The following is a 25,894-nucleotide window of genomic DNA, read 5'->3' as shown; positions in this document are numbered from 1 at the left end:
TTAGGGTGATGGGCCAGAATGGTCCCGCGCTTGCCTTTCCAGGGGGCGTCCCATCCGCGGGCACCGGTGGGCCTCCCCTGGCCCTAGCCTGCGCCTCTCACCCACCCGGAGGAGATTCCATGCGTCGTTCCATCCCCCTCGCCGCGCTCGCCGCACTGAGCCTGGCCGCCTGTCAGGACGGGCCCGTGACCACCCCGGCGGCCGATGCGTCGCTGTCCGCGTCGGAAAACGCGCCCATCTACATCGTCACCTTCAAGCCCGGCGTCGACGTGGCCTCGGCCGCCGCCGACCTGGCCCGCGGCAACGGCTTCGCCGTCCGCTTCCTGCGGCAGCATGCGGCGCCCGGCTTCTCGGCCGTCATTCCGCAGGGCCGGCTGGCCGCGGTGATGGCCGACCCGCGGGTGGACATCGTAGAGAAGGACGGCGTCGTCGGCCTGCGGCTTCCGCGTGAGACGGCGCGTCCGGGTGGCGGCGGCAGCACGACGCAGACCACGCCCTGGGGCATCACCCGCGTGGGCGGCGCCGGCGACGGCACCGGCAAGACGGCGTGGATCATCGACAGCGGCATCGACCTGAACCATGCCGACCTGAACACCAGCCGCGCCTGCCACACCTACTACGCGGGCACCAGCCCGGCGGACGGCAACGGGCACGGCACGCACGTGGCCGGCACGGTGGCGGCCAAGAACAACGGCCTGGACGTGGTGGGCGTGGCGGCCAACGCCTACGTCTGCTCGGTTCGCGTGCTGGGCAACAGCGGCAGCGGCAGCTGGGAAGGCGTGATCAACGGCATCAACTTCGTGGCAGCCAACGGCGCCTCGGGCGACGTGGCCAACCTGAGCCTGGGCGGCAGCGGCAGCAACGCCACGCTGGAAAAGGCCGTGACCGACGCGGCGGCCAAGGGCATCCGGATGGTGCTGGCGGCCGGCAACGACGGCCAGAACGCGGCCAACTTCACCCCGGCCCGCGCCAACGGCAACAACGTCTTCACCATCTCCGCCATCAACAACGTCGACTGCATGGCGTCGTGGAGCAACTGGGGCAACCCGCCGGTGGACTACGCCGCGCCGGGCGTGAGCATCCTGTCCACCAAGAAGGGCGGCGGCACGACGACGATGAGCGGCACCTCGATGGCGGCGCCGCACGTGGCCGGCGTCCTGCTGATGGGCAGCATCCGCACCAGCGGCAGCGCCAAGTGCGACCCCGACGGCAACCCGGACCCGATCGCCTCGCGGTGAACCGCGGGTAACAACGGTCACTACGGTCGGGAAGGTCACGACGACGGGTGAATGAAAGAGGCCGGCTCCGCGATGCGGGGCCGGCCTCTCTTGGTTCGATGTTACGTTAGTTACCGTTTTGACCGTAGTTACCGTAGTTACCCGCCCCTCGTCCGCGGACGCTCCCAGTCGCGCAGGTGCCCCAGCAGGTAGTCGATGCCGAACACGTGGCGCGAGCCGTCGTCGTCCGCGCGGAACACGACGGACGACCAGCCGCGCATTCCCGTGGGCGTGTAGCGTCGCCCGTGCATCCACAGCTTCTGCCCGCTGATGGCGCGGATCAGCACGCGCTCGTAGCGGCTGCGGCTCAGCTCGGTTTCCGGGAACAGGTTGTCCCAGGTGCACAGCCGCCCCACGTCGTCGTACTCCGCCGGCCGGTCGTCCAGGTCCAGCAGCGACGGCGCGCGCCCCCGCATCACCGAGCCGATCAGCCGGAAGGTCCACGGGTCGCTGATACGGCGGATGGGGTGCCAGAACGTCTTGGTGATCAGCCCCGCGATGTGGCGCAGGCTCATCGTGCGGCCGTCCGTGGTGTCCCACACGGGCGAGTCGATGTCCTGCGCGAACGGGTCCTGGCTGTAGCAGTCCTTGCGCGCCAGCCATCCCTTGCGCGACGTGTGCGGCATGGGCTTGTAGCCGGCGATCACCGGAATGTTGTGCTCCGCGAGCATCTCCAGCTCGAACGACTGCCACTTCATCACCTCGCGGACGATCCCCACGATCAGCGTGCCCGTGGCGATCATCAGGCTGGCGCTGGGGGTGAAGTCCACCGTCACCTCGATGCGGTCGCCGCGCGGACGCACCCCCACGCCGCTCGACTGGCGGTTGGTGGCCAGCAGCATCACCGGCACGGGGAGGATGTAGGAAAGCAGCAGCGCCAGCTTCCGCACCGTGCGGCTGCGCCCCTGCTCCTCACGCGGGAGCTCGAACGACACGTTGTAGTGCGCGCTGAAGCCGGTCAGGCGCACGTCGCGGCCCTCGCGGCGCTCCCACTCGTCGAGCTCCTCGCGCAGGTACAGCACGCTCTCCCACAGGCTGCGCCCCGCGCGCGCCGCACAGCCGCGGTCGATCTCGATCACCGGCGTGGCGACCTCGATGACGCCGGTGTCGAAGTACACGGCCCCGCCCGTGGGCAGGTGGTACGAGGTGCCCACGCGGTGCATCAGGTTGCCGCGCACAAAGGCGCGCGGGCTGCCGAACACGTCTTCGGGCCGCACCAGCTCGCCGTCCACGTGCACCTGGAACTCGGCTTCCATGCCGATGGCCGCCAGCTCCAGCCGGCCGCCTCCGCCTCCTGAACCGGCCGAGCGGGACTCGCCCTTGGCCGAACTGAGCTTCTTGGTATCGTCAGGCATCACGCCTCAGTCTCGCGGGTTTCGGTTTCGTCCGCGTCCCCGCCCTGCAACGGCTCCGCATCTTCGTCGTTCTCTTCGCTGGCACCTTCGTGCGGCGCCAGGGTGGCGTATCCCACGTCCAGGTGCAGGTGGTCGTCCGTTTCGCCCAGGCTGTGCCCGTACGGCAGGGCGAAGAACGCGGCCGACACTTCGCGCGCCAGCCGGGCGTACCGGGTGATGTTCTTCTCGTCGTCCAGCCAGTCGTCGCCAATGCGGTACAGGTTCACCGCCGTGCCCCAGAAATGCGGCGACGCCGGGCCGCTCAGGCGGTGCGCCGGCGAGCGGTACCCCCCGTTGGCCGCCACGTGCACGTAGGTGTTCACCTCTGCCCGGAACACCTCCAGCGCCGCCGCCAGCAGCCCCACGGCCATCGGCAGGTAGCGGGGCCAGCGCAGGCGCTGAAGCTCGTGCTCGCGCACGTCCACGTTCAAAAACTCCCACACCTTGAAGTTGGGCGCCAGCTGCGTTTCGAGCGCCGCCTCCCACGAGGGCACCTCGTAGAACCAGCGCGGAAGCCGGCGCGCCTTGCCGTCGCGTCCCCGCACCAGCTGGCCCGGGCGCAGCACCTGGCGGTGCGCCTCGGCCAGCGTCAGCCCGTCCACCACGCGAAGCAGGGGCATCAGTCCCCCTTCTCCGCTAGGTGGTGGTAGATGGCGCGCGAGATGCGCGCGATGGTGTCCTTGCGCCCCGACGACCGGTCCTTGTCCCACTCCGTCAGCACCACCAGCGCATACGGCTTGCGCCTGGGCAGGTACACGATGCCCGCGTCGTGCGCCACGGTGCTGATCTCCCCCGTCTTGTTGGCCACCTTCGCGCCTTCCGGAAGCCCCGCGGGAATGCCGCTGCGAAACTCCTGCGCGTGAAGGATGTCGAGCATCTGTTCCGATGCCTGGGCGCTGAACGCCTTGCGGTCTTCGATGGCTCGCAGCACGCGCAGCATGCCGTCGGCCGTGCACCGGTTGCTGATGCCGCGTTCGAAGGCGTGCTCGTCCTCTACCCCGCGCCGGAACTCCACCCCGTCGTCCAGGTTCAGGTCCGCCAGCGTCTTGCGCACCGCATCGATGCCCACCACGTCGATCAGCAGGTTGGTGGCCAGGTTGCTGCTGGTGGTGATCATGTGGTACGCCAGGTCGCTCACCTTCATGGTCTTGCCGATGGCCTGCTGCACGTCGGCGTTGGCGTCGCGCGAGCTTCCCACGCGAAACGAGCTGCCGTCGGCCACGCTCAAGAAGCGGTTGCGAACGTGCACGCGGGCGTTCAGCGCCAGCTCGCCCCGGGCGATGGCGGCGAACACCCCCAGCAGCACGGGAACCTTGATGGTGCTGGCCGCGTGGAACCACTCGTCGCCGCGAAAGCTCCACGCCGTGCGCGTTTCGTAGTCGTGATACGCCACCGCCACCGAGAGCGCACCCGCGTCGTCGGCGATCTTGCGGACCTGGGTGCGCAAGGGGTCGTCGTCTTCCTTCCGGTCTTTCCTGGCTGCCATCTGGGTCGTGGCGGGTCGGCGGGCCGGCCGGTCCGTCCCGGCCGGCTGATCGCTCAGAGAAGCGGTCCGCATTGCAGGTTGTACGCCAGCCAGGGGCACAGGCAGGGGTGAGCAGGGCTCAGTTTCACCCGCGCCGCGGAGGGGCCGGACAATGATAGGACGTCAATTATGAGTGTCTCCGGCATGCTACCTGCTTTGGCTGAACGCCGCAGCTTCCTTCGGTCCCGTATCAGGAGATGAGAGCCATGCATGCAGCCCGAGGCGGTACGGCGATGGGGTGGAAGATGGTCGTTTTTGCCCTCGTTCTCTGCGCGATGCCCACACCGCCGGTGCACGCCCAGGATTCGGTGGCATCTACCACGACCACCACCGTCGAGCACGAAGAACGCGAGGGAGGTGGATTCCCGTGGGGCCTGCTCGGCTTGCTGGGTCTCGCGGGGCTCCTGGGCCGGGGCAAGAAGGAGGAGGTGCACACCCATCGCGAGACGGTACGGCCGGTGGAAACGCACCGTGCCACCACGAGCGGGCCGGTGGTCGACCACACGATCGTTCGCCCGGACGACACGCCGGGAAGCATGGGCCGCGGTGGAACCACCGGGGGTGGCAGCCGCAACGTGTAGAAATTTCGGTGTGCGGGGCCCCGGCGCCGTGTTTCCGGGGCCCCGGCCCCGTCGCACCCGCAGGTTCCTGATGTTCAGCCGTTCACCAACGCATTCCGGGGTAAATCATGGATCAGAACGATCACCTGGGTGGGAGCGCCGGCAGCAGCGGTTCCGGTGCCACCGGAGGGTCCGGTACCGGGACCGGGCACTCGGCGGCGTCGGATGATTTCGACGCGTACGATTCGCACTACTACCGGCGCGACTTCGACGCACGTACGGACCGCCCCGCGACTCACAACTACGAGAACGCGCGGTCCGGGTACCAGCTGGGCCACACCGCTGCCGCGAAACCCAGCTACCAGGGTCGTTCGTTCCAGGAAGTGGAGATCGATCTCGAGAAGGAGTACAAGCCGCAGGGGAACAGCACCTGGGTAGACGTGCGGGACTACGTTCGGGGCGGCTTCGAGTGGAAGACGCTTCTGGGTGGGCTGGCCGTCGCGGCCGGAAGCTGGTGGGCCGGGAAGCAGGTGCTGGAGGCGTTCTCGGAGCACAGCGAGGACGACGAAACCCACTACCGCGCCCACTACCAGTCACATCCCGCGCGGACGACCGTCACCTACCCGCAGGCGAGGAACTACTACACCCTCGGCTACGCGGCTTCGCGCAATCCGGAGTACAACGGCCGGAGCTACACCGAGGTAGAACCGGAGATCCGGCGCGGGCTCACCGGCCCGAACGCTGCTTCGTTCGACACCATGCGCGATTTCTGCCGCACCGGGTACGAGCGCGGCACCACCCGGTCCGGGCAGGGCACCGCGAGCTGAGCGCTTCGCTCCCGTCAGCGGTCGGGTAGCCGGGGTTTCGGAGCGGGGGCAGCTTCACCACGTGAGGCTGTCCCCGCTGTTCGATGTTCTTGCCTCGCGCGGGCGCGCCGCACCCAGAGAAGGAGGGGGATCAGCAGCACGCCCGCGATCCCCCCCGCGGTGGCCAGGATGCGCCCCTCCGTCGGGGTGCCGCCGAACGCCGAGGCGGCCGCCTTCAGCACGCCGGAGACGCCCAGCACCAGCGTGGCCGCCACGACGGCGCCCATCACCACGTTGGTCATGGGTCGGTTGATGCCGTCGTCGCCCATCAGCGCGCGGTCGTTCACCACGACCAGCAGGAACACCGCGGCAAAGGGCAGCACCACCCCGTTCAGCGCCTGCGCCAGGATGATGGCCGGGATGGGCGGCACGCCGGCCAGCCCGAACGCCGCGCCCACGGCCAGCACCCCCATCCACACGGCGCGATAGCGCGGGCCGCGCGCGTGCCAGCGGCCGGACCCGTCCTCGAACAGGCTTCCCGCCGTCACCGCCGCCGCCAGGGGCGCGGTGATGGCGGAGGAAAAGCCGGCCGCGAACAATCCCCACGCGAACATCGCCCCCGCCCATCCACCCAATCGCCCCGACAGCATCGCCGACACGGCCTCGTAGCTGAAGGTGCCCCGCAGCCCCGCCCCGGCGACCAGGATCGCCATGGAGATCAAGCCGCCGAGGATCACCGCCACCGTCAGCCCGAAGCGGATCTCGCGCAGGTTCTGCCCCCGCGCCGCGGCCGAGCCCAGGAACAGGTTGTAGGGCACCACCGTCGTCCCCACCAGGCCCAGCAGGAGCAGCCCTGACCCGGTGGGGGCGGACGGAACGAGCGAGCCGCGCAGCACCTCGCCCAACGGCGGCCACAGCATCACCGCGGTCACCAGGAAGGTGATGCCCATCACCCCGACGGTCGCCGCGAGCACGGTGGTCACCACCTTCGGCGTGCCCACCCAGAGGACGGCGAAGGTGACGATGACGATCAGCGCCGTGGCGGCTCGCGACGAGATGGGCGAGCCGAGCGCCGCGCCAGCCGCCGCCCCCAGCACGTTGCCCGCCTCGTACGCCGCGTTGCCGAGGACGATGGCGCCCAGGACCAGGAGGATGACCAGGAGACCGGTTGCGCCGCCGCGGAAGCGGTCGCGGATGGCCTCGGCCAGGTTGCGGCCCGAGATCACCGTCACCCGCGCGCTGGCCTCCTGCAGCACGACGGTGGCGATCGTCGAGAACGTCAGCGCCCACAGCAGGCCGTAGCCGAACCTGGCCCCGGCCGAGGCGGCGGTCGTCACGGTGCCCGGCCCGATGAAGGCGGCGGGGATCAGCGACCAGAACAGCACCTGGAGAAAGCGCTTCATGGGATCGGAAGGAAGGGAAAGCGTGCGTCGCCGGCGGGATGCGTAATGTACACGGGCCCCCCTTCACCCGCACCCGTGCAGAGACACCAGCCAGCTACCGCTAACCTACAATTGTGCGGTGATGAGCGAAGTGAGTAGGCCGGCTATAGCGGCCCGGACGCGGTGGGGCGGGAGTGAGGGGGAGCGGTCGAGAAAGCGGGGCCTCCGTTCTGAAGCCCCCGCTACTCGCTCAGAATAGCCGGGCAGAAACCCCGGTAGCGCGGCCCTGCTGCGGTTGTAGCGGTTCCAAGTAAATAACCGCGTCGATCTCGTTCGGGCCGGGTGCACCATAATGAGCGCTGTGGATGACGTTCCGCACCCGTTGCGGGTCATCGTCCCATACCCGCACCATCTCGCCTATGCAGGGCACCCGCGAAAGCGTGACCTTGATCGGTTCATTCTCGCTGTACCGATCCGCTCCGACAATCTCAACGTATGCAAATCCGGGCTGTCGTTCCATCACAGGCATATGCATCACTCCTGTAGGTAAGATAGTGTGTTCTCCCTCTGGCGTGCCGCACCCGTGAGAGCACTCGGGCGTAGTCACCGGGCGGGACGGAGGCAGTCGGGACCAATGCGCCTTACTCGGCGTCTGGAGCGTACGGGTGGCGTCGAATCACACTACGAATCTGATGCACGGGGACGGCTGCCTGATCCCAGATCGTTGGGTAGTAAACGGCCCCGGCAGTGGTGAACCGCGTGATAGCTTGCGCGATCGTTTCACCCGCCAAGATCTCCGGGCGGACCGTCCTTCGATCAAGCTCCAGCCATACCGACGTAAGCGGCGCGCGCAACGTGAGCCACGGGGTGGGCTGCTGAGCGTCGTCCGCGGTGATGGTAGCTTGCACCCACCCGTCGATCACAAATCGGCGCCGCACAAGCTCAAATCTATCCTGTTGGTCGGCATAGTTGAACGTGCTCACAGGAAGGGGGACACTGGATTCCAGCCACTCCCCATCTGTTGACAGGCGGGCAAATCCAGCGCCTTTGTCGATCTGCCGCTCAACGTCTGAATAGGTCTTGTCAACCCATGGTCCGAGGCCACTGGAAGTGTAGTTCAATTGCGCAAGTTGCGTCTCGTGAAGGTACCTGCGTACATCGTTAGATTCGGTTGGCATCGTATCTCCGATAAAAAAAGCGTGAGCGTGAGGCTAATTTAGCCCCCCGCGTCGTGGGCCGGTAGCGGCGCACTCGATCGGCTTGGCAGTTGTCAGCGCGGGTGTCCACAAAGCCTTTCGTTACACACTTAGCCAATTACGGGAAAACGAATCGAGGCGGTAACAGCGCGCGCATTGTTTCGTAGCGTATGCACGCACAGCACGGACACTTGTGCCGCATCGGCAGGGGCGCCGCCGAACCGGCATCTGGCCACCAGAACCCAGCCGCTTTGGCAGCGGACCGGATTCCGTGGGTTAAGTGTAGATTAGGCAAGCGATTACGGGGCACGCGGGAACCCCTGGAGGGGTATACGAGCGTGGCCGCAAAGATGCAAACTCGATCGACAGCAAGCGGCGGGGACACAGCCGGCCGCATTCGTCTAAAGGATAGACAACATGAGCGAGAAGTTGATGCTGCCCGTTCTGCCCCTGAGGGAAACGGTCATCTTCCCGGGAACGGCCGTGCCCATCTCGGCGGGCCGCCCCGGGACGCTGCAAGCCATCGAGGCGGCGCTCGCGGGCGACCGGCGGATGTTCGCCGTCGCCCAGAAGGAGAACCGCGACGACGTGGAGCACGACAACCTGTACACCGTCGGCACCATCGTGCGCATTGCGCAGGTGCAGAAGGGCGGCGGTGGGGTGCAGCTGCTGATCCACGGCGAGTCGCGCGCCATGGCGCTGCAGTTCGTGGACGCCGGGCACGGGCTGACGGCGCACGCGCGGGCGATGACGGAGCAGCCGCCGGTGAACGCCGAAGACCCGGCGTTCGTGGCGCTGAACCGCGAGCTGCGCGACCGCGCGGCCGAGCTGGGCCGGCGCCGCGGGATCCCCGCCGAAATGCTGCAGCAATTCATGGAGGGCGTCACCGAGCCCGGCGCGTTCGCCGACCTGGTGTCGTTCTACGTGGAAATGCCGCCGGAGGCCAAGCAGAAGCTGCTGGAAAGCCTTTCCGTCGAGGAGCGGCTGCGCTCCCTGCTGCTGATCGTGCAGCGCCAGCTGGCCCTGATCGAGGCGCAGGAAGAGATCCAGCAGCAGGTGCAGGAGGAGCTGGGCGAGCGCCAGCGCGAAATGCTGCTGCGCGAGCAGATGAAGGCCATCCAGCGCGAGCTGGGCGAGGAAGACGAGGGCCGCGAGGTGGAGGAGCTTCGCGAAAAGATCGAGGCGCTGGGGCTGTCGGAGACCGTGCGCGAAGACATCGATCGCGAGCTGGGGCGGCTGGAGCGCACCAACCCGCAGAGCGCCGAGTACCAGGTGATCCGCACCTACCTGGAGTGGGTGACGGACCTGCCGTGGAGCACGCGCACCGAGGACAGCCTGAACCTGGGCGCGGCCGAAGAGGTGCTGAACGAGGACCACTACGGCCTGGAAGACGTCAAGGACCGCGTGCTGGAGTTCCTGGCCGTGCGCCAGCTGGCCGCGCGCCGCGCCGAGGCCGAGGTCAAGGAAGATGCGGCGGTCGAAGCCGAGGCGCTGGAAGGCACCGAGGCCGAGCAGCCGGTGGAGGTGCTGGAAAAGGAGATCGCCGAGGCCAAGGCCAAGGCGACCGCCAAGGGGCCCATCCTGCTGTTCGCGGGCCCTCCGGGCGTGGGCAAGACGTCCATCGCCAAGAGCATCGCGCGGGCGCTGGGCCGCAAGTACGTGCGCATCGCCCTGGGTGGCGTGCGCGATGAGGCGGACGTGCGCGGCCACCGGCGCACCTACGTGGGCGCCATGCCCGGCCGCATCGTGCAGGCGCTGAAGCAGGCCAAGAGCCGCAACCCGGTGATCCTGCTGGACGAGGTCGACAAGCTGGGCGTGAGCTACCAGGGCGACCCGTCGTCGGCGCTGCTGGAGGTGCTGGACCCGGCGCAGAACCACGAGTTCACCGACCACTACCTGGGCGTGCCGTTCGACCTCAGCGAGGTGCTGTTCATCGCCACGGCCAACTACACGGAGAACATCCCGGCGCCGCTGTACGACCGCATGGAGGCCGTGGAGTTCCGCGGGTACACGGAGCTGGAGAAGAAGAACATCGCCCAGCGCTACCTGGTTCCGCGCCAGACGGAGCAGTCCGGGCTGGAAGAGGGCGAGCTGGAGCTCAGCGAGGCGGCGCTGGAGCGGCTGATCACCGAGTACACCCGCGAGGCCGGCGTTCGGCAGCTGGAGCGCGAGGTGGGCAAGGTGGCGCGCAAGGCGGCCCGCCGCATCGCCACGGGCGGCACCACGCGCGTGGTCGTCGAGCGCGACGACGTGAACGAGTTCCTGGGCCGCACGCGGGTTCACCCGGAGCGCGCGAGCACCGAAGACGTGCTGGGCGTGGCGACGGGGATGTACTACACGCCGGTGGGCGGCGACATCATGTTCATCGAGGTGTCGGCGCAGCAGCGCGCGCACACGCCCGCCAGCGGCGACGCCGACGGGGCGCAGCCCGGGTTCGGAAACCTGGTGCTGACCGGGCAGCTGGGCGACGTGATGAAGGAGTCGGCCCGCGCGGCGCTGACCTACGCCCGCGCAAACGCGGCGCGCTACGGCATCGACCCCCGCAAGGCATGGGGATCGGAGCTTCACATCCACGTCCCCGCCGGCGCCATTCCCAAGGACGGGCCGTCCGCGGGCGTGGCGATGACGGCGGCGCTGGTGTCGGCCCTGTCGGGAACGCCCGTCCGCAACGACGTGGCGATGACGGGCGAGGTCACGCTCACGGGGCGGGTGCTGCCCATCGGCGGCGTCAAGGAAAAGCTGCTGGGCGCCCACCGCGCGGGCATCCGCATCATTCTCCTGCCCAGGGAGAACCTGGCGGACCTGGAGGACCTGCCGGCCGAGGTGCTGGAGCAGATGGAGGTGCACGGCGCCGGCACCATCGACGAAGCGCTCTCCATTGCGCTCCGCGGGGCCAAGATGAGCGAGGGCCGCCTGCTCTTTCCCGAGCTGCCGCTGCCCGGCGGCGGTGGCCGGGGGATGGAAGGCGAGCTGCGCCTTCACCGCGGCGCCTGACCCCTCGGCGAAGCAGCAACCCAGCGGCCCCGGAGGATCATCCTCCGGGGCCGCGTCTGTTTGCTCGCAGATGTGATCCCGACGGAGCGGCCCCGCCGCCCCTGCACGCACACCGAGGACGGCAGCGGCCGAAGGATCCGCCACACACTCGACGAAGCGGACGATCCCTCAGAGTGCCCCCGGCTATCGGTTCGGTCCGTCGAAGGCGTTTCGAAGCTGCCGAAGCGCGCCTGTCATCCCGACGGAGCGGCCCCACCGCCCCTGCACACACACCGAGGACGGCAGCGACCGAGGGATCCGCCACACACTCCGCGCCGCGCCGCACCCCGGCCGTGCTCCGGGCCGATCCCGTCCCATCCTTCCCCCCGCGTCCTCCGTATGAGGCCCACCGATCCAGAGTTGTTGATCCACCCGCCGAGCCACGGACGAAAGTAGATGCCCGATCGCGTTCATCTCGTTGCGCGATATTCACTTACGCGGTTCGATGGCGCAATGTCAAGACATTGATCCAGCCCGTATGACAGGTGTTCATGTAGCAGATGTTTCCTGCGCCCTGCCTGGCTGATCCCCCCAAACGGGTGAAGCGACATGACCCTCGTAAGTCGAGTTTCTTGACAGCCACTCCGAACCGCATTACTGTCGAAGTCCCACTCCGCGGTGCAGTACCGTTTCCCAAGACCAAGCAGGTCCGCATGCCGTATCCCGCCCTGCTCGCGTTCGTAGCCGCGTTTTCCGCGGCGACGCCTCCGGACACCACCGTGCCGCCCGACCGCTCGGCGCGCCACGAGCTATCGTCCGCCGCCGCGGCGGGCTTCAGCGCCAGCGCGCTGATCCGCGCCGAAGACGCGGTGCGCGACGAGATCCAGCGCGGCTCCTTTCCCGGGGCCAGCCTGTCGGTGGGCCGCTGGGGTCGCGTGGTGCTGGAGGAGGGCCTGGGCCGCACGGGACGCGGCGAGGGCGAGGTGGATCCGGAAACCACGGTGTACGACCTGGCCTCGCTGTCCAAGGTGGTGGGCACCACCACGGCGGTGATGCTGCTGGTGGAAGACGGCCTGATGCGGCTGGACGAGCCCGTATCGGCGTACCTGCCGGAGTTCCGCGGCGGAAACAAGGACCGCGTCACCATCCGCCACCTGCTGACGCACACGTCGGGGCTCCCCGACTGGGTGGAGCTGGGAGGCAGCACGCCCGAAGAGTCGCTGCGCCGCCTGCTGAACGTGCAGCTGCGGTCCGCCCCCGGCATGCGGGTGGTGTACTCCGACGTGGGATTCGCGGTGCTGTTCGCCGCCGCCGAACGCGCCGCGGGCGAGCCGCTGTACCGCCTGCTGGACCGCCGCGTGTTCGAGCCGCTGGGCATGCACCACACCAGCTACGTGTACGGCGAGGCGTGCCGCGCCTGCGCATCCACCCACCGCCCCATGGGCGACGCCTACCGCGGCCGGGTGCACGATCCCATCGCGCGCAAGCTGGGCGGCTTGGCCGGCAACGCGGGGCTGTTCAGCACCGGCCACGACATGGCGCGCTTCGCGGCGATGATGGCCAACGGCGGCGAGTTCGAGGGCGTGCGCGTGCTGCGCGAGTCCACGGTGCGCGCCTTCAGCCAGCGGCAGCCGGGCACGGGAACGCGCGCGCTGGGGTGGGACACGCCCAGCGGCCCCGGGCAGGGCGCCTCGGGCACGCGCATGTCCAGCCGCTCGTACGGGCACACCGGCTTTACGGGAACCTCCATCTGGATCGACCCGGAGCGCGGCACGTGGGTGGTGCTGCTGGCCAACCGCACCTACGAAGAGGGCCCCAACCGCATGCAGACGCTTCGGCGCACCGTTCACGACCGCGTGGCCGACGCGGTGCGCCCCGGCTCCGAAACGGGCGCGGCCGGACGGTAGGGATTACGAGCCGCCACCGAATGCACCTCTGCGACACCGCGCCGGACATCCGGGCGCGGTGTTTGCTTTTTTGAGCTGAACGACAGCGACCCAGACAGGGAGAACACGCACATGCCCAGCGCAACGCTCCGGACCCGCGGGTCCGTCATTCGGCCGACGGGGCAGCAGGACGAGGAAGCCCTTCGCGAGCTGCTGGGCCCCGCGGCCGACCTTCCCGCGCCCCCCTCCCCCGACGACCGCACCGACCCCACGGAGCAGACGGGCGGCATCATCCCCGGAACGGGCCGCCGGATGGAGGACCACGAGCCGGCGCCGGAGCAGGGGGGAAGTGCGTGAGGTTCGTGAGTGCGGAAGTGCGACGGCGTCCCTGACGTCCATCTGTCATCCAGAGGCCCGAGCGCACCGCACCTACCCGTACGCCATCCTATGCGGGCCGAAGGATCTGGCCTGAATCAGCACTAAACTGGGCGCGGCAGCGACACGCCGGCCCGCCATCCGGATCCCGTCGCCGGAGCGCCGGCTGCCGTGCTGGGGCGGTTGAAACCGCGGCAACCACGGCCCGAAGTCCGCCTTCGCGGACTGTGCGGAACGGTGCCTGCGCGTGTCTGCGGGTGCCGTGTGGCGCCGCCCGAGGCCCACACATCCGTGCCGCTGCCGCGCCCGGGCTCTGATGCGTCCGCCGCAAGATCCTTCGCCCCGCGAGGTGGCGTGCGCGGGCGAGTGTCGCTCGCCTGGGGCTCAGGATGACAGGTCTGTGTGCCGACGGGAGTGAGCGATGTGTCATTCAAGGGCCCGAGCGGCACCATCCCAAAACCACCGTACTCACCCGTGCAGTCCGCGCAGGCGGACTTCGTGCCTTTCCAGCCGCGGTTTCAACCGCCCGTCCCGATGCGGCGGCCGCGCATCCGCTACACGCTGACGCCGGTTGATCGTCCGTCCACCGCGCCTGTCGGTCCACCCCACCCGTCCCGATGTGGCGGCCGCGCGCCCGCAAACGGCTCCGCGCCGGTTGATCGGCCGTCCACCGCGCCAACCGTCCACCGCGCCCGTCACAGAAACAACTTGAGAAAGCCGAAAATCCCGTAACTCGTTTCGTGCTTTCGCACTACGCCCATCCCCGCTGATCCGCTGCTATGGAGCCACCGCCAAGACTCTGGCGCGAGGCGAAAGCGCGCACTATCATGCGCCCACCCGATCAACCTTTACGTCGTGAACGCAGCACCGCCCGCCCGCGCTCCCGGGCACGGCACCGCTCGTTCAGTCCCGGGCCGGCGAAGGTCCCCCGATCGGCGGCAGTATCGGAGCAGCGGTACCCCGGTTCCCTCTCCCGGCCCCAGCGGTCGGAGACCTCAGCGACAACGGCAAACCCGCCGAAAGGCGGCGACGCAAAGCTACGAGGCTACAGCCAGCCCCGCGTGGGCCGCGCCATGCCAGTCGAGCCGCCGGCGAGACCATCCCATGAATCTTCCCCTGAAGCACGCCGCGTTCGCCGTCCTCACCGTGGCCACCCTGGCCCTCCCCGCGCGCGCCGAAGCGCAGTCGCGGCGGCTGCTGGGCAGCCCCGCCGTCATCTCGCGCCTGGAACGCAGCGAGCCGCGCGAAGCGGGCCCCCTGCTGGTGCCGGTGATGGGCGTGCGCCCCGAGCAGCTGCGCGACACCTACCGGCAGTCGCGCTCCGAGGGCCGCACCCACCACGCCATCGACATCCACGCGCCGCGCGGCACGCCGGTGCTGGCCGTGGCCGACAGCAGGGTCCGCAAGCTGCACGCGGGCGACCGCGGCGGGCTGTCCGTCTACCTGGTGGACGAAGACGGCGTCACGCGCTACTACTACGCCCACCTGGATGCCTACGCGCAGGGGCTGCGCGAGGGGCAGCGGGTGCAGCGGGGTGAGGTGATCGGGTTCGTGGGCGACACGGGCAACGCGCAGCCGGGCGACTGCCACCTCCACTTTTCCGTCGCCATCCTGGACGACCCCGCGCAGTGGTGGGAAGGCCGCAACCTGAACCCGTACGACCTGCTGGTGCGCGACTGATCCGCGTCCGGCCCTGATCGAAGACGAAACGCCCCGTCCAGGACACCGGACGGGGCGTGCTGCTTGCGGGAGTTTCCGCCCGCACTAACGCACTCACGCACTCACGCACTTCCCAAGGGATGCAGACCGAGAACCTCTCCGAAACGCTCTCCGTGCTGTCGGCCATGGTCACGCCCGCGGTGCTGATCCTGGCCTCCAGCTCGCTGATCGTGGCGACCTCCAACCGGCTGGGCCGCGCCATCGACCGCACGCGCACCCTCAGCGAGCGCATCGTAGACCTGGCGCGCGAGGACGAGCGCACGATGCTGGAAGAGGAGCGGCGGCTGCTCTTCGACCAGCTTTCGCGCACCGCGCGGCGCGCCAAGCTGCTCACCAGCGCCATGCGCCGGCTGTACATGGCCACGGCCATCTTCATCGGCACCAGCGTGGTGCTGGGGCTGGTGGCCGCCGTGGACGGGTCCTACGCCTGGGTGGCGCTGGTGCTGGGAATGGGCGGCGCGGGGCTGCTGTTCTGGTCCAGCCTCCTGCTGATCCTGGAAAGCCGGCTCGCCTACACCTCCGTGGTCGAGGAGATGGAATTCGTCAGGGAGTTCGGCGCGCACTACGCCCCCGCGGGGCCCCCATCCAACCTGGTGTCGCCCCCGCGGCGGCCCTGGAAGCGGCGCTAGGGCCGCCGCGCCGGCACCAGCCGCATCGGAGGTCCGCCGCCGGTGATCAGCACCTGGGCCACGGCACCGTCGTCCAGCACGAACTCCACCGTCGCCCCGGGCGGCCATCCCTCCGGGTAGAAGCGGGTGGGGGCCGTCGCCACCAGGTACAACGGCGGGCCGTTCCCCAGCTGTGCTCGCAGCCCGCCCGGCCGCGCCTCCACCGTCAAGCGCACGGCCGGCTCGGGGGACGAGTACTCGCCGGCGAAGCGGGCGAGCGCGGCGGAATCCAGCGCCAGGGTCGTTTCCACCTCCAGCACCCACGGCGGACGCCGGATGCGCGGCAGGCAGGTGGTGTCCACCGCCCGCGGATCCGCGCTCCGCATGAAGCCGATGACAGCGGAATCCACGCAGGCCGCGCCCGGCATTCCAGCGTACATGTGCGCGGCCTGCGGAACCACCAGGTGCACGGAGTTGGGCATGTGCGCGGTGATCGCCTCTCCCCACTGCGGCCCGGTGACCGGGTCCCGCTCGCCGGAGATGATCAGCACCGGGGCGTCGGAGCGAACCGGGTCGCGGTAGCCGGGCGGGAGCGCCGCCAGAGGCCAGCCTTCGCACGCCGCCACCGCCTCGCGCACCCGGTACGCGCCCAGGAGCGTCGTGGCGTCCGTGGCCCGCGCGGCGGCGGTGTCCACGAACGGCACGTCCTCGCTGCAGGTGACCGCCAGGAACAGCCCCCACGAAGCGCCGCCCTGCATCCTGCGCCGGTCGCCGATGGCCTCGCGGGCCAGCAGGCCGAAGTCGCCGTTTGCGGCGCGGTGCACCACCAGCGGAAGCCGGCTGGCGGAAACGGGCGCATACAGCAGCTTGCGGAGCGTTTCGGCCACCGTGCCGCGCGAAAGCTCCACCTGCACCGCGCCCGCCTCCACGTCCAGCAGCGTGGCCGTGGCGCTCCCCCCGCGCATCCGCTCCTCCAGCGCCCGCGCCTCTTCCGCCAGCCGCGGGAACGCCGCGCCGCACGCCGCGTCGGCCGCGCAGTCCGCGATCACCCCGTTCAGCGCCGCCTGGAAGTCGTGCGCGTAGCTTTGCGGCGACGCCATGCCGGGGGTCACAACCCCGTGCAGCACCGCGCTCCGCACGCGGTGCGGGTACATGCGCATGTACACCTGCGCCGCGCGCGTGCCGAACGATCCGCCGTGCAGGTTCAGCTGCTCGTACCCGAGCGCCGCGCGCACCGCGTCCAGGTCACGCGCCGCCTCCGTCAACGTGTAGCGCGACAGGTCAGCCCGGGCCGACAGCTGCTCGCGGCAGCGCCGCACCGCGTCCGCGGGAAGGAAGCTGCCGACCAGCGACTGCGGGTCCAGCCGTTCGTGAAGCGTGCAGTCCAGCGGTCCCGAGCCGCCCGTGCCCCGGGCATCCACCAGCAGGATGTCGCGCGTTTCCCGCAGGGGGGCGTACGCCGGTCCCAGCCATCCCACCAGCGAAATGGCGCCCTGCCCCGGGCCGCCGGCCAGGAACGCCACCGCGTCCGGCGCCCGCCGGGCCGCGCGGGCGGGGAGCACGACGACGTTCAGCGCGATCGTCCGCCCGCCCGCCACGTCGCGGTTCTCCGGGACCACCAGCGATCCGCACCGTGCGTCGGGGGGCAGGCCCGGTTGGCGGCACGGCTGCAGCGACAGGCCGCCCTGGGCATGCACGGGCCCCGCGAGGCAGGCCAGCGCCAGGGCGGCACAGGGAATCCATCGGCGAGCGGTCATGGGCATGCGGGGGCGGGGGGCGACGAACCACGTGGAAGATGATCGGTCGGATGCCGCGGCACCGCAATGGGTGGAACGGGCGGGAAACGACGGCCGTCGAATCGCCGGCTCAGGAGCCGACGTCCAGCACCAGTCCCGGATCGAAGCCCTCGACGCCGTCGTGCGGATACCCGCGCTGGTTGGCCACCACGCGCGTGCCGCCGATCTCGTAGTCCACGCAGAGGTGCGTGTGCCCGTGCACCCACAGCGCGGCGCGGCCGTCCAGCATCCACTCCAGGTCGCTGACGTATGCGGCCGTCACGGGGTCGCTTCGATACGCCGGGTTGCACGAGCGCAGGCTGGGCGCGTGATGGGTGACGATCACCGTCGGCCCGGCGAACGGCTCGTCCAGCGCGGCGACCAGCCAGCGGAGGCTGCGCTCGTGCATGGCGGCCGCGTCGTTCGGGTGAAAGCGGCGGTACTGCGGGAGAACGCGGATCACGCGAAAGTCGTTCATCGTCACCTGCGCCTCGGCCATGCACCTCACCCGTTCGCCGAAGACGTCGAAGTCCGTCCACAGCGTGCACCCCAGGAAGCGCGCCCCGCCGATGACCACCGCCCGGTTCTCCAGGTAGTGGATGTCGGACCCCTCCGTCTCCGCCGCCAGCTTTTCATGCAGCCGCGGGATGGTCTCGCGGTAGAACTCATGGTTTCCCGCCACGTAGACGACGGGACGATCCGGAAACCATTCGCGGATGGCGGGCAGGCCGCGCGTGCCCACGCCCACGTCACCCGCGAGGACGATGACGTCGGCGTCCGTGGCCGGCGGCTGGAAGGGCGCGAACTCCGTGTGCAGGTCGCTCAGCAGGTGAATCTTCATCGTGACCGGCGGGGGCGGCAGGCGTCAGGGACCGTGGATGGAAAGAAAACACCGGCGGGCCGCGCCGGGAAGCGGCTCCTCCCTTTGCCTTCGGGGTACGGAGGCGATACATTGGCGCGGCTTTTCCGCAAACACCGATACGGATGCATATCGTGGATAGATCGTCACTTACGCATACGGACACCTTCGTTCGCCGCCACGTGGGCCCCGGCGGCGACGAGATCGCGACGATGCTGCAGGCGCTGGGCTATGGTTCGCTCGACGAGCTGGTGGACGCCACCGTGCCGGCCTCCATCCGCCTGGACCGGCCGCTGGCGCTGGGCCCGGAGCGCAGCGAGTACGAGATGCTGCGCGAGTTCAAGGCGCTGATGTCGCGCAACCGCGTGTTCCGCAGCTACCTGGGAATGGGCTACCACGACTGCATCACCCCGCCCGTCATCCAGCGCAACATCCTGGAGAACCCGGGCTGGTACACGCAGTACACGCCCTACCAGGCCGAGATCGCGCAGGGCCGGCTGGAGGCGCTGCTCAACTTCCAGACGATGGTGGTGGACCTCACCGGGCTCCCCATCGCCAACGCGTCGCTGCTGGACGAGGGCACCGCCGCGGCCGAGGCCATGGCCATGGCGTACGGCATCGCCGGGGCCGAGAACCGCAACACCTTCTTCATCTCGCAGCTCTGCCATCCGCAGACCATCGAGGTGGTGAAGACGCGCGCCTGGGCCCGCGGCTTCGACATCGTCGTGGGCGACCACGAGACGTTCGACTTCACCCAGCCCGTGTTCGGCGTGCTCCTGCAGTATCCGGCCACGGACGGCGAGGTGATCGACTACCGCCCGTTCACGCAGCGCGCGCGGGAAGAGAACATCGTCGTCGTCGCCGCGGCCGACCTGCTGTCGCTCGTCCTGCTGACCCCGCCGGGGGAGTGGGGCGCCGACATGGCGGTGGGGACCACGCAGCGCTTCGGCGTGCCGCTGGGGATGGGCGGACCGCACGCGGCGTACTTCGCCTGCCGCGACGAGTACAAGCGCCAGATCCCCGGCCGCATCATCGGCGTGTCGACCGACGCGGACGGCAACCCCGCGCTGCGCATGGCGCTGCAGACGCGCGAGCAGCACATCCGCCGCGAAAAGGCGACGAGCAACATCTGCACGGCGCAGGTGCTGCTGGCGGTGATGGCGGGGATGTACGCCGTCTATCACGGGCCCAACGGGCTGCGCGACATCGCCGAGCGGACGCACACCCTGGCCGAGCTGCTGGCCGCCGGCGCCGAGCGGCTGAACTACCGCATCGTCCACGACGTGTTCTTCGACACGGTGCGCATCGACGTGGGCACGCGGGTGGGCGGCATCCTGGCCGCCGCGCGCGACCGGGGCATCAACCTGCGCGGCTACGACGAGTCGTCCATCTGCGTGGCGGTGGACGAGACGACGGGGGTGGAAGACGTGGAAGAGGTGCTGATCGCGCTGAACCGCGGCTCGGCCCTGCCGTTCACGGTGGACGAGCTGCTGGGCGGCCTGTCGTCGGGGATCGCGGACGGGTTCCGCCGCTCCAGCGCCATCCTGGGGCACCCGGTGTTCAACCGCTACCACTCCGAAACGGAGATGCTGCGGTACATCCGCTCGCTGGAAAGCCGCGACCTGTCGCTGACGCACAGCATGATCCCGCTGGGGTCGTGCACCATGAAGCTGAACGCCACGGTAGAGATGATGCCCGTCTCCTGGTCGGAGGTGGGCCGCATCCACCCGTTCGCCCCGCGCGAGCAGATCGAGGGCTACCTGGAGATGTTCCGCCAGCTGGAAAGCGACCTGGCCGAGATCACCGGCTTCCATTCCGTGTCGCTGCAGCCCAATGCCGGCTCGCAGGGCGAGTTCGCGGGGCTGCTGGTGATCCGCGAGTACCTGGAGGCCAAGGGCCAGGGCAAGCGCAACGTCTGCCTGATCCCCCAGTCGGCGCACGGCACCAACCCCGCGTCGGCGGTGATGGCGGGGATGAAGGTGCTGGTGGTGGCCACGGACGCCAACGGCAACGTCGACATTGACGACCTGCGCAAGAAGGCCGACGAGCACGCCGACGACCTGGCCGCGCTGATGGTCACCTATCCGTCCACGCACGGCGTGTTCGAAGAGGCCATCCGCGAAATCTGCGACATCGTGCACGGGCACGGTGGGCAGGTGTACATGGACGGCGCCAACATGAACGCGCAGGTGGGCCTCTGCCGCCCGGGCGACTTCGGCGCTGACGTGTGCCACCTGAACCTGCACAAGACGTTTTGCATCCCCCACGGCGGCGGCGGCCCGGGGATGGGGCCCATCTGCGTGGCGGAGCACCTTGCCCCCTTCCTTCCCGGCCACCCGGTGATCCCGGTGGGGCAGGGCGAAACGCGCACGATTTCGGCGGCGCCGTGGGGCAGCCCCAGCATCCTGCCCATCTCGTACATCTACATCAAGCTGATGGGCGCCGAGGGGCTGACGCACGCCACCAAGGTGGCCATCCTGAACGCCAACTACGTCGCCCGGCGGCTGCGGGAGCACTACCCGGTGCTGTACCAGGGCGCCAACGGCACGGTGGCGCACGAGTGCATCATCGACCTGCGCCAGCTGAAGGGGCCGTCGGGGGTGGAGGTGGAGGACGTGGCCAAGCGGCTGATGGACTACGGCTTCCACGCGCCCACCGTCTCCTTCCCCGTGGCGGGGACGATGATGATCGAGCCGACGGAAAGCGAGTCGCTGGCCGAGATCGACCGGTTCTGCGAGGCGATGATCAGCATTCGCGAGGAGATCCGCGAGATCGAGCTGGGCATCCTGGACCGCCGCGACAACCCGCTGAAGCACGCCCCGCACACCGCCGCCGCCGTCACGGGCGACGAGTGGGCGCACGGCTACGGGAGGCAGCGCGCGGCGTTCCCGCTGGCCTGGGTGCGCGATCGCAAGTTCTGGCCGGCCGTGGCGCGCGTGAACAACGCAGCGGGCGACCGCAACCTGGTGTGCAGCTGCCCCCCGGTAGACATGTACGCCCAGGTCTGAGGACTGCGGCCTCACGCAGAGACGCAGAGTCGCAGAGAGAACTTCTCTGCTGCTCTGCGGCTCTAGGTGAGGCCCCGTTTCTGGCTCTTGGACTTTCAGGAAGAAGAACCGCCGCCCCGGCATCCGGAGGCGGCGGTTCGTCGTCATACGGCGGCCGTCCGGCCGCCCCGGGCTACGGGGTGCAGGCGGCGCGGCGCGCGACCATTTCCGTACCGGGCCCACGCCCTGACGGAGACACCCGGAAGACGGTTCCGCGCAGGCCCTCGTCCGCGGCGGCGAGGTCCATCACGAGGCCGGAATGCTGCTCGCGCCAGTACACGCGGACGCGGTCCGGAGGATTCACTTCCCAGGAGGGCTCGCGATACCCCGGCAATTCCAGGTGCACGCGGAAGGAGCCGGGGCCCCTCTCCGCGGGACTCAGCACCAGCCTGCGCCCCCCGACCAGGAGATGGCCGGACGCGAGATCGTAGCAGCCCTGGAGCCGCTCGACGGCAGCCTCTTCCTCGGCGCGGTTGACCACGACGTCGTCGCCGGTGAACGGCCGCCGGTCAGGGCCGGCGGAGCGCAGCTCGTAGCTGCTGCCGTTCAGCCTGCGATAGACGAGCCTCGTCCCCCACCCGTCCCTGGAGTCCCCGGGCGGGCAGGCGCTCGTTCCGGGCGGCGGGCAAAGCTGGGCGAGGCTGTCGGGAACCGCCTGGTGCTCACGCTCGAATGCGTGGATTGCGCCCCTGATGTCCACGATCGTCGCCTCGGTCGTGCTCAGCCGCCACCCGGGAACGAAGGGCCCGAGCAGGACCATGCACCCCGACAGCATCGGCAGCAGCAGCAGCGCCGCGCCCCACCGGGCAGCTCCGTTCATCGTGATCCCGCGGCGTGGGGGAATGGTGACGCGCCAGGGCGCGTGACAACATAGCCCGCGCGACTCCCGGGTGCATCAGGACGTACTGCGCTTGCCGGAGGTCGGGCGGGCGCTCTCCAGGCGCCGTGCCGTCGGATGGCAGGACCGCGGGCCTAGGGAGTTTTCGCGGATTTGCCGCCCACTTGCACATGGTTTCCGCCATCCGGCGCACGCGCTGGTTGACAAACGGCCGCCGAAGTGTGTACGTGATCGTCGTCTTTTGGGCGCGCCCCCCCGCGCCGCGCACCCCACCCGCACCCCCACGGCAACCTGTGAACCGACTTCCCAACAACTGGCGGATGCTCTCCGCCGCGGCGCTCGCCCTCGTGCTGGGTGCCTGCGCCGACCGCGACCCGACGGGTCCCTCGGCGACCGCCGGCGCGCCCTCGTTCGACGAGGTTTCGGCGCAGGCCTTCAACGGCAACATTCGCATCGGCGTGGTGCCCACCGCCACCACGGTGACGCTGGGCAGCGCCGCCGGGTGGACCGTCACCGACAAGGGCAACGGCGCCACGCTGCTGTCGGGCGTGGGCGGGGTGCAGGCTACGGTCACGCTGCAGGCGGGAAGCGTAAGCGTCACGCGGTATCGGCTGCAGGTGATGTGCGGCAGCGCCGCCGCGGTCGACGCGAAGAAGGGGCAGGCGGAGGCGCTGGGGCACGCCACCATGACGGAGGTGATCCCCACGTGCACGCGCCTGTACCTGGGCGACTTCGCCTCGAACGCGGCCTTCGGGATCCGGAACACCTACCGCAACCAGGTGATCGCGCAGGGGCTGGCCGCCAGCGACGCGTTCTGGAAGCTGGTCACCACCACCACGGGCATCACCCAGTACAAGGTGACCGCGGGCTCGCAGACGGCCACCAGCAACGGGCCGGTGGGCTTCACCTCGTCCGACGGGCTGGTCACCATCGGCACGGCGCGCTACCGCGGCGTGGCCGAGGTGCGCCGCAACAGCGCGGGCACGCTGGCGGGCATCAACGAGGTGCACATCGAGGACTACCTGTACGGCGTGGTGCCGCGCGAGCTGCCGCCCACCGTGTGGCCGGAGCTCGAGGCGCAAAAGGCGCAGGCCGTGGCGGCCCGCACCTACGCGCTCAGCGGCCTGGGCAAGCGCGCCGCCGACGGCTACGACCTGCTGCCCACCACCAGCGACCAGGTGTACGGCGGCTACAGCGCCGAGCACCCGCTGAGCACGCAGGCGGTGGACGAGACGCGCGCCGTCGTCGCCACGCACGAGGGCAAGCTGATCGCGGCCCTGTTCAGCAGCACCAGCGGCGGCGTGACGGCCAACAACGAGGACGTGTACAACTCCGCGCCCATCGCGTACCTGCGCGGCGTGCGCGACCGCCAGCACGGCAATTCCGAGCACGTGCTCGACGAAATCCGCCGCAGCCCCAACGCCAACTCGCTGCGCGGCAAGAAGAACGGCGACTACGAGTCCGACTGGTCGCGCTACCACCGCTGGAGCTTCGAGTGGACGGCCGAGGAGATCTCGGAGGTCATCTCCCTCTACGCCGGGCAGGACGTGGGCAAGGTGACGGCGATCAACGTGCTGGAGCGCTCCAACAGCGGCCGGGTGAAGACCATCGAGTACGTGACCGAGGCGGGAACGTTCTACGACACCAAGGACCACATCCGCACCTCGCTCAAGTACGTCAACGCCAGCGGCACGCCCACGAGCCTGCTGAGCACGCTCTTCATCATCGAGCCCGTGATCGACCGCAGGACGGGCGAGGTCGCCGGCTTCGAGGCGTTCGGCGGCGGCTGGGGCCACGGAGTGGGCCTGTGCCAGACGGGCGCCGTGGGCATGGCCGATAAGGGCGCCACGTACGACGAGATCCTCAAGCACTACTACCAGGGCATCGACCTGGCCACCTGGTACTGAGCCGGGCAGGGAGGGACGAAGCGAAGGGCGCGGGGGAACTCCCCCGCGCCCTTCGCGCATCCGCCGGTCTGCCGTCGGGCCGGTGCCTCTATTCCGGCTCCCCGCCTTCCCACCCCGCCAGCAGCCGCTCCATCTCATCCACCTCACGCCGCGCCCCCACGGCCCGGAACCGCTGCCGCGCCGCCGCGGCAAAGGTGTGCGCCTCCGCGTGCCGCTCCTGAGCCCAGCGCAGCCGCGCCCATTCCGCGAGGGTTTCCGCTGCCTCGAGCCCGTAGCCTCCTCGCTCCGCCGCGTCCAAACCCTGCCGCAGGTGGTCGTCCGCGGCATCGTGGTCGCCCTCCGCGCGGGCCAGGGTGGCCCGGATTCGCCGGATCCCCACGGCCAGCTCCGCGTCTTCCAGCTCGTCCAGCATGCGCTCGGCTGCGTCCAGCGACAGCCGCGCACGGCTGAACTCGCCCATGTGGATCAGCGGCTCGGCCACCGCCACCCGCATCCGGGCCAGGTGGGGCCGGTGTCCCTGCATCTCCGCCAGCTCGATGGCGTGCTCGAAGTACAGCTCCGACTCCAGCCAGTCGCGCAGGTCCGAGCACACCGCCCCCAGGTTGGCGTAGGCCCCGATGGCCGCGGCCTTGTCACCCGACCGCAGCGACGCCGCGATGCTCTCCAGGTACAGCGCCCGCGCCTCCAGCAGGTCTCCCTGGATGTTGGCGATCACGCCCAGGTTCTGGCACACCAGGCCGATCAGCTCGTCGTCGCGCACCTGGCGCGCCTCTTCGAGGGCCTGCGCGTAGAGCACCGCGGCACCCTCCAGGTCGCGCAGCGAGTACCGGATCAGCGCGCGGACGTTCAGGGCCCGCGCCGCCGCACGGGGCATCCCGAGCGCCCGCGACATCTCCTCACCCAGCAGCGCCAGCTCCTCGGCCTCGTCGTGCCGGCCCTGCCGGTAGCGGACCCGCGCGCCGCCCCGGATGGCGTTCACCAGCTCGTCCATCGCGCGCTCGGCGGCGGCGAGGCGGAATTGCGCCGAGAAACCGCGAGCCGCACCCTCCCAATCGCCGCGCTGCTCAAGCGCGGCGGCACTCCGCCCCAGCGCGGCGACGGCGTCGTGCCCGCTGGGCGGTGCGGTCGCGTTCACCGATTCCTCAGTTTCCGCCCACGATGTAGATGCTGAAGTGCTCCAGCCACGCGGTGACCTTCTTGTTGCGATTCGCGTTGCCGACCGGCGAAAGGTGGCTGGCCGAGTCGCGGAACAGGGTCTTGCTGGTGTCCGCGCCGAAGTTGCACATGGCGTAGTTCACCGTGAGCGACACCAGTGTATCGTAGGCCACCGGCTCGGGAATCGTCCGCACGTTCACGGCGGCCGTGTCCGGCATGGCCTGCTTGACCACGAACTGGGTCCCCGCAGAGACGGCGTTCATCGGCAGGTAGAGAGCGTGCCCGCCCGGTACGTTGAACGTCGTGTCGTTCGTGCTGATCGTGCTGTCGACCACGAAGACGACGCTGTCCTGGGGGAAGAACCCGTTGCCGTTGCACGTTACGATCTTGGTCGTGGCCAGGTTCTGGATGGCCTTCGCGAACCGGCCGCCTCCTCCCTGGGCCTGGGCCTCCGGGGCGGCCACCTTCGCGGCCGAGGCGTCGGCGCCCGCCTTGGTGTCGCCTTCCGGGGCGGAGCACGAGGCCAGCAGGGCGAAGGCGAGGAGCGAGGCGGTGACGCGGCGGAACAGGGGGTACTGATGCATTCTGGTGTCTCCAATCGAAAGGATGGGA

General features: G+C 69.8%; 21 protein-coding genes and 1 riboswitch. Of the genes, 10 read left to right on the top strand and 11 right to left on the bottom strand.

All coding sequences use genetic code 11. The annotated features are described in order from the left end of the window. Nucleotides 1-119: 119 nt before the first annotated feature. Nucleotides 120-1,238: a S8 family serine peptidase gene (locus VF632_RS01285; protein ID WP_331021025.1), complete on the top strand. Its 1,119-nt coding sequence runs from the start codon at nucleotides 120-122 to the stop codon at nucleotides 1,236-1,238. Nucleotides 1,239-1,375: 137 nt separating this feature from the next. Here VF632_RS01285 and VF632_RS01280 read toward each other — a convergent pair whose 3' ends face one another. From VF632_RS01280 to VF632_RS01270, 3 genes are read right to left on the bottom strand one after another with little or no spacing between them, the layout of a single operon-like run. Then, nucleotides 1,376-2,632 carry a hypothetical protein gene (locus tag VF632_RS01280; protein ID WP_331021024.1) on the bottom strand — a complete coding sequence of 419 codons (1,257 nt, stop codon included), beginning with the start codon at nucleotides 2,630-2,632 and terminating at the stop codon, nucleotides 1,376-1,378. Then, the gene (locus VF632_RS01275) at nucleotides 2,632-3,291 is read right to left on the bottom strand and encodes a hypothetical protein (RefSeq protein WP_331021023.1); all 660 of its coding nucleotides are present in this window, start codon (nucleotides 3,289-3,291) and stop codon (nucleotides 2,632-2,634) included. The genes VF632_RS01280 and VF632_RS01275 overlap by 1 nt, the downstream gene beginning before the upstream one ends. Then, a complete protein-coding gene (locus tag VF632_RS01270; RefSeq protein WP_331021022.1) occupies nucleotides 3,291-4,157 on the bottom strand; it encodes a serine hydrolase in 867 nt (288 codons plus the stop codon). Before VF632_RS01270 ends, VF632_RS01275 begins: the two co-directional genes overlap by 1 nt. Before the next feature lie 245 nt (nucleotides 4,158-4,402). Here VF632_RS01270 and VF632_RS01265 point away from each other — a divergent pair, with 245 nt between their 5' ends. Together VF632_RS01265 and VF632_RS01260 are read left to right on the top strand one after the other, a co-directional pair. Next, a complete protein-coding gene (locus tag VF632_RS01265; protein ID WP_331021021.1) occupies nucleotides 4,403-4,777 on the top strand; it encodes a WGxxGxxG family protein in 375 nt (124 codons plus the stop codon). A gap of 107 nt (nucleotides 4,778-4,884) precedes the next feature. Continuing rightward, nucleotides 4,885-5,583 (top strand): hypothetical protein, encoded by a 699-nt coding sequence (locus tag VF632_RS01260; protein WP_331021020.1) that lies wholly within the window; start codon nucleotides 4,885-4,887, stop codon nucleotides 5,581-5,583. Nucleotides 5,584-5,597: 14 nt separating this feature from the next. Here VF632_RS01260 and VF632_RS01255 read toward each other — a convergent pair whose 3' ends face one another. From VF632_RS01255 to VF632_RS01245, 3 genes are all read right to left on the bottom strand, one after another. Continuing rightward, nucleotides 5,598-6,965, bottom strand: coding sequence for an Nramp family divalent metal transporter (locus VF632_RS01255; RefSeq protein ID WP_331021019.1), 1,368 nt, complete (start codon nucleotides 6,963-6,965; stop codon nucleotides 5,598-5,600). Nucleotides 6,966-7,194: 229 nt separating this feature from the next. Continuing rightward, a complete protein-coding gene (locus VF632_RS01250; protein ID WP_331021018.1) occupies nucleotides 7,195-7,473 on the bottom strand; it encodes a hypothetical protein in 279 nt (92 codons plus the stop codon). Between the two features lie 112 nt (nucleotides 7,474-7,585). Then, nucleotides 7,586-8,122 (bottom strand): hypothetical protein, encoded by a 537-nt coding sequence (locus tag VF632_RS01245; RefSeq protein ID WP_331021017.1) that lies wholly within the window; start codon nucleotides 8,120-8,122, stop codon nucleotides 7,586-7,588. Nucleotides 8,123-8,557: 435 nt separating this feature from the next. Here VF632_RS01245 and lon point away from each other — a divergent pair, with 435 nt between their 5' ends. The 5 genes from lon (at nucleotide 8,558) to VF632_RS01220 (ending at nucleotide 15,722) form a co-directional block, all read left to right on the top strand. Further along, on the top strand, nucleotides 8,558-11,134 hold the full coding sequence (gene lon, locus VF632_RS01240) for an endopeptidase La (protein WP_331021016.1): 2,577 nt from the start codon (nucleotides 8,558-8,560) through the stop codon (nucleotides 11,132-11,134). A gap of 692 nt (nucleotides 11,135-11,826) precedes the next feature. Then, nucleotides 11,827-13,020, top strand: coding sequence for a serine hydrolase domain-containing protein (locus VF632_RS01235; protein ID WP_331021015.1), 1,194 nt, complete (start codon nucleotides 11,827-11,829; stop codon nucleotides 13,018-13,020). Between the two features lie 111 nt (nucleotides 13,021-13,131). Then, the gene (locus VF632_RS01230) at nucleotides 13,132-13,356 is read left to right on the top strand and encodes a hypothetical protein (protein WP_331021014.1); all 225 of its coding nucleotides are present in this window, start codon (nucleotides 13,132-13,134) and stop codon (nucleotides 13,354-13,356) included. A 1,014-nt stretch (nucleotides 13,357-14,370) separates the two neighbouring features. Further along, nucleotides 14,371-14,467, top strand: a riboswitch (cyclic di-GMP riboswitch). A gap of 11 nt (nucleotides 14,468-14,478) precedes the next feature. Next, a complete protein-coding gene (locus tag VF632_RS01225) occupies nucleotides 14,479-15,054 on the top strand; it encodes a M23 family metallopeptidase (RefSeq protein ID WP_331021013.1) in 576 nt (191 codons plus the stop codon). A 119-nt stretch (nucleotides 15,055-15,173) separates the two neighbouring features. Beyond that, entirely contained in the window at nucleotides 15,174-15,722 is a 549-nt protein-coding gene (locus VF632_RS01220) for a DUF2721 domain-containing protein (protein WP_331021012.1), read from the top strand. Here VF632_RS01220 and VF632_RS01215 read toward each other — a convergent pair. Next, a complete protein-coding gene (locus VF632_RS01215; protein WP_331021011.1) occupies nucleotides 15,719-17,458 on the bottom strand; it encodes an alpha/beta hydrolase in 1,740 nt (579 codons plus the stop codon). The genes VF632_RS01220 and VF632_RS01215 overlap by 4 nt on opposite strands. A 109-nt stretch (nucleotides 17,459-17,567) precedes the next feature. After that, nucleotides 17,568-18,317, bottom strand: coding sequence for a metallophosphoesterase (locus tag VF632_RS01210; protein ID WP_331021010.1), 750 nt, complete (start codon nucleotides 18,315-18,317; stop codon nucleotides 17,568-17,570). A gap of 143 nt (nucleotides 18,318-18,460) precedes the next feature. On the opposite strand from VF632_RS01210, the gene gcvP reads away from it, so the two are divergent. After that, nucleotides 18,461-21,343 carry an aminomethyl-transferring glycine dehydrogenase gene (gene gcvP / locus VF632_RS01205; protein ID WP_349263956.1) on the top strand — a complete coding sequence of 961 codons (2,883 nt, stop codon included), beginning with the start codon at nucleotides 18,461-18,463 and terminating at the stop codon, nucleotides 21,341-21,343. Nucleotides 21,344-21,515: 172 nt separating this feature from the next. Here the strand turns inward: gcvP and VF632_RS01200 are convergent, their stop codons facing one another. Then, nucleotides 21,516-22,202, bottom strand: a complete 687-nt coding sequence (locus VF632_RS01200; protein ID WP_331021008.1) for a hypothetical protein — start codon at nucleotides 22,200-22,202, stop codon at nucleotides 21,516-21,518. A gap of 311 nt (nucleotides 22,203-22,513) precedes the next feature. On the opposite strand from VF632_RS01200, the gene VF632_RS01195 reads away from it, so the two are divergent. Continuing rightward, a complete protein-coding gene (locus VF632_RS01195; protein ID WP_331021007.1) occupies nucleotides 22,514-24,127 on the top strand; it encodes a SpoIID/LytB domain-containing protein in 1,614 nt (537 codons plus the stop codon). Nucleotides 24,128-24,215: 88 nt separating this feature from the next. On the opposite strand, the gene VF632_RS01190 is transcribed toward VF632_RS01195, so the two are convergent. Continuing rightward, nucleotides 24,216-25,262, bottom strand: a complete 1,047-nt coding sequence (locus VF632_RS01190) for a tetratricopeptide repeat protein (RefSeq protein WP_331021006.1) — start codon at nucleotides 25,260-25,262, stop codon at nucleotides 24,216-24,218. 7 nt (nucleotides 25,263-25,269) lie between these two features. Next, nucleotides 25,270-25,866 carry a hypothetical protein gene (locus VF632_RS01185; protein ID WP_331021005.1) on the bottom strand — a complete coding sequence of 199 codons (597 nt, stop codon included), beginning with the start codon at nucleotides 25,864-25,866 and terminating at the stop codon, nucleotides 25,270-25,272. Nucleotides 25,867-25,894 lie beyond the last annotated feature (28 nt).

The sequence above is a fragment of the Longimicrobium sp. genome (assembly GCF_036388275.1).
Lineage (GTDB): Bacteria > Gemmatimonadota > Gemmatimonadetes > Longimicrobiales > Longimicrobiaceae > Longimicrobium.
Note: the sequence above shows the minus strand (reverse complement) of the source record. Positions and strands in the feature narration are given on the sequence as shown.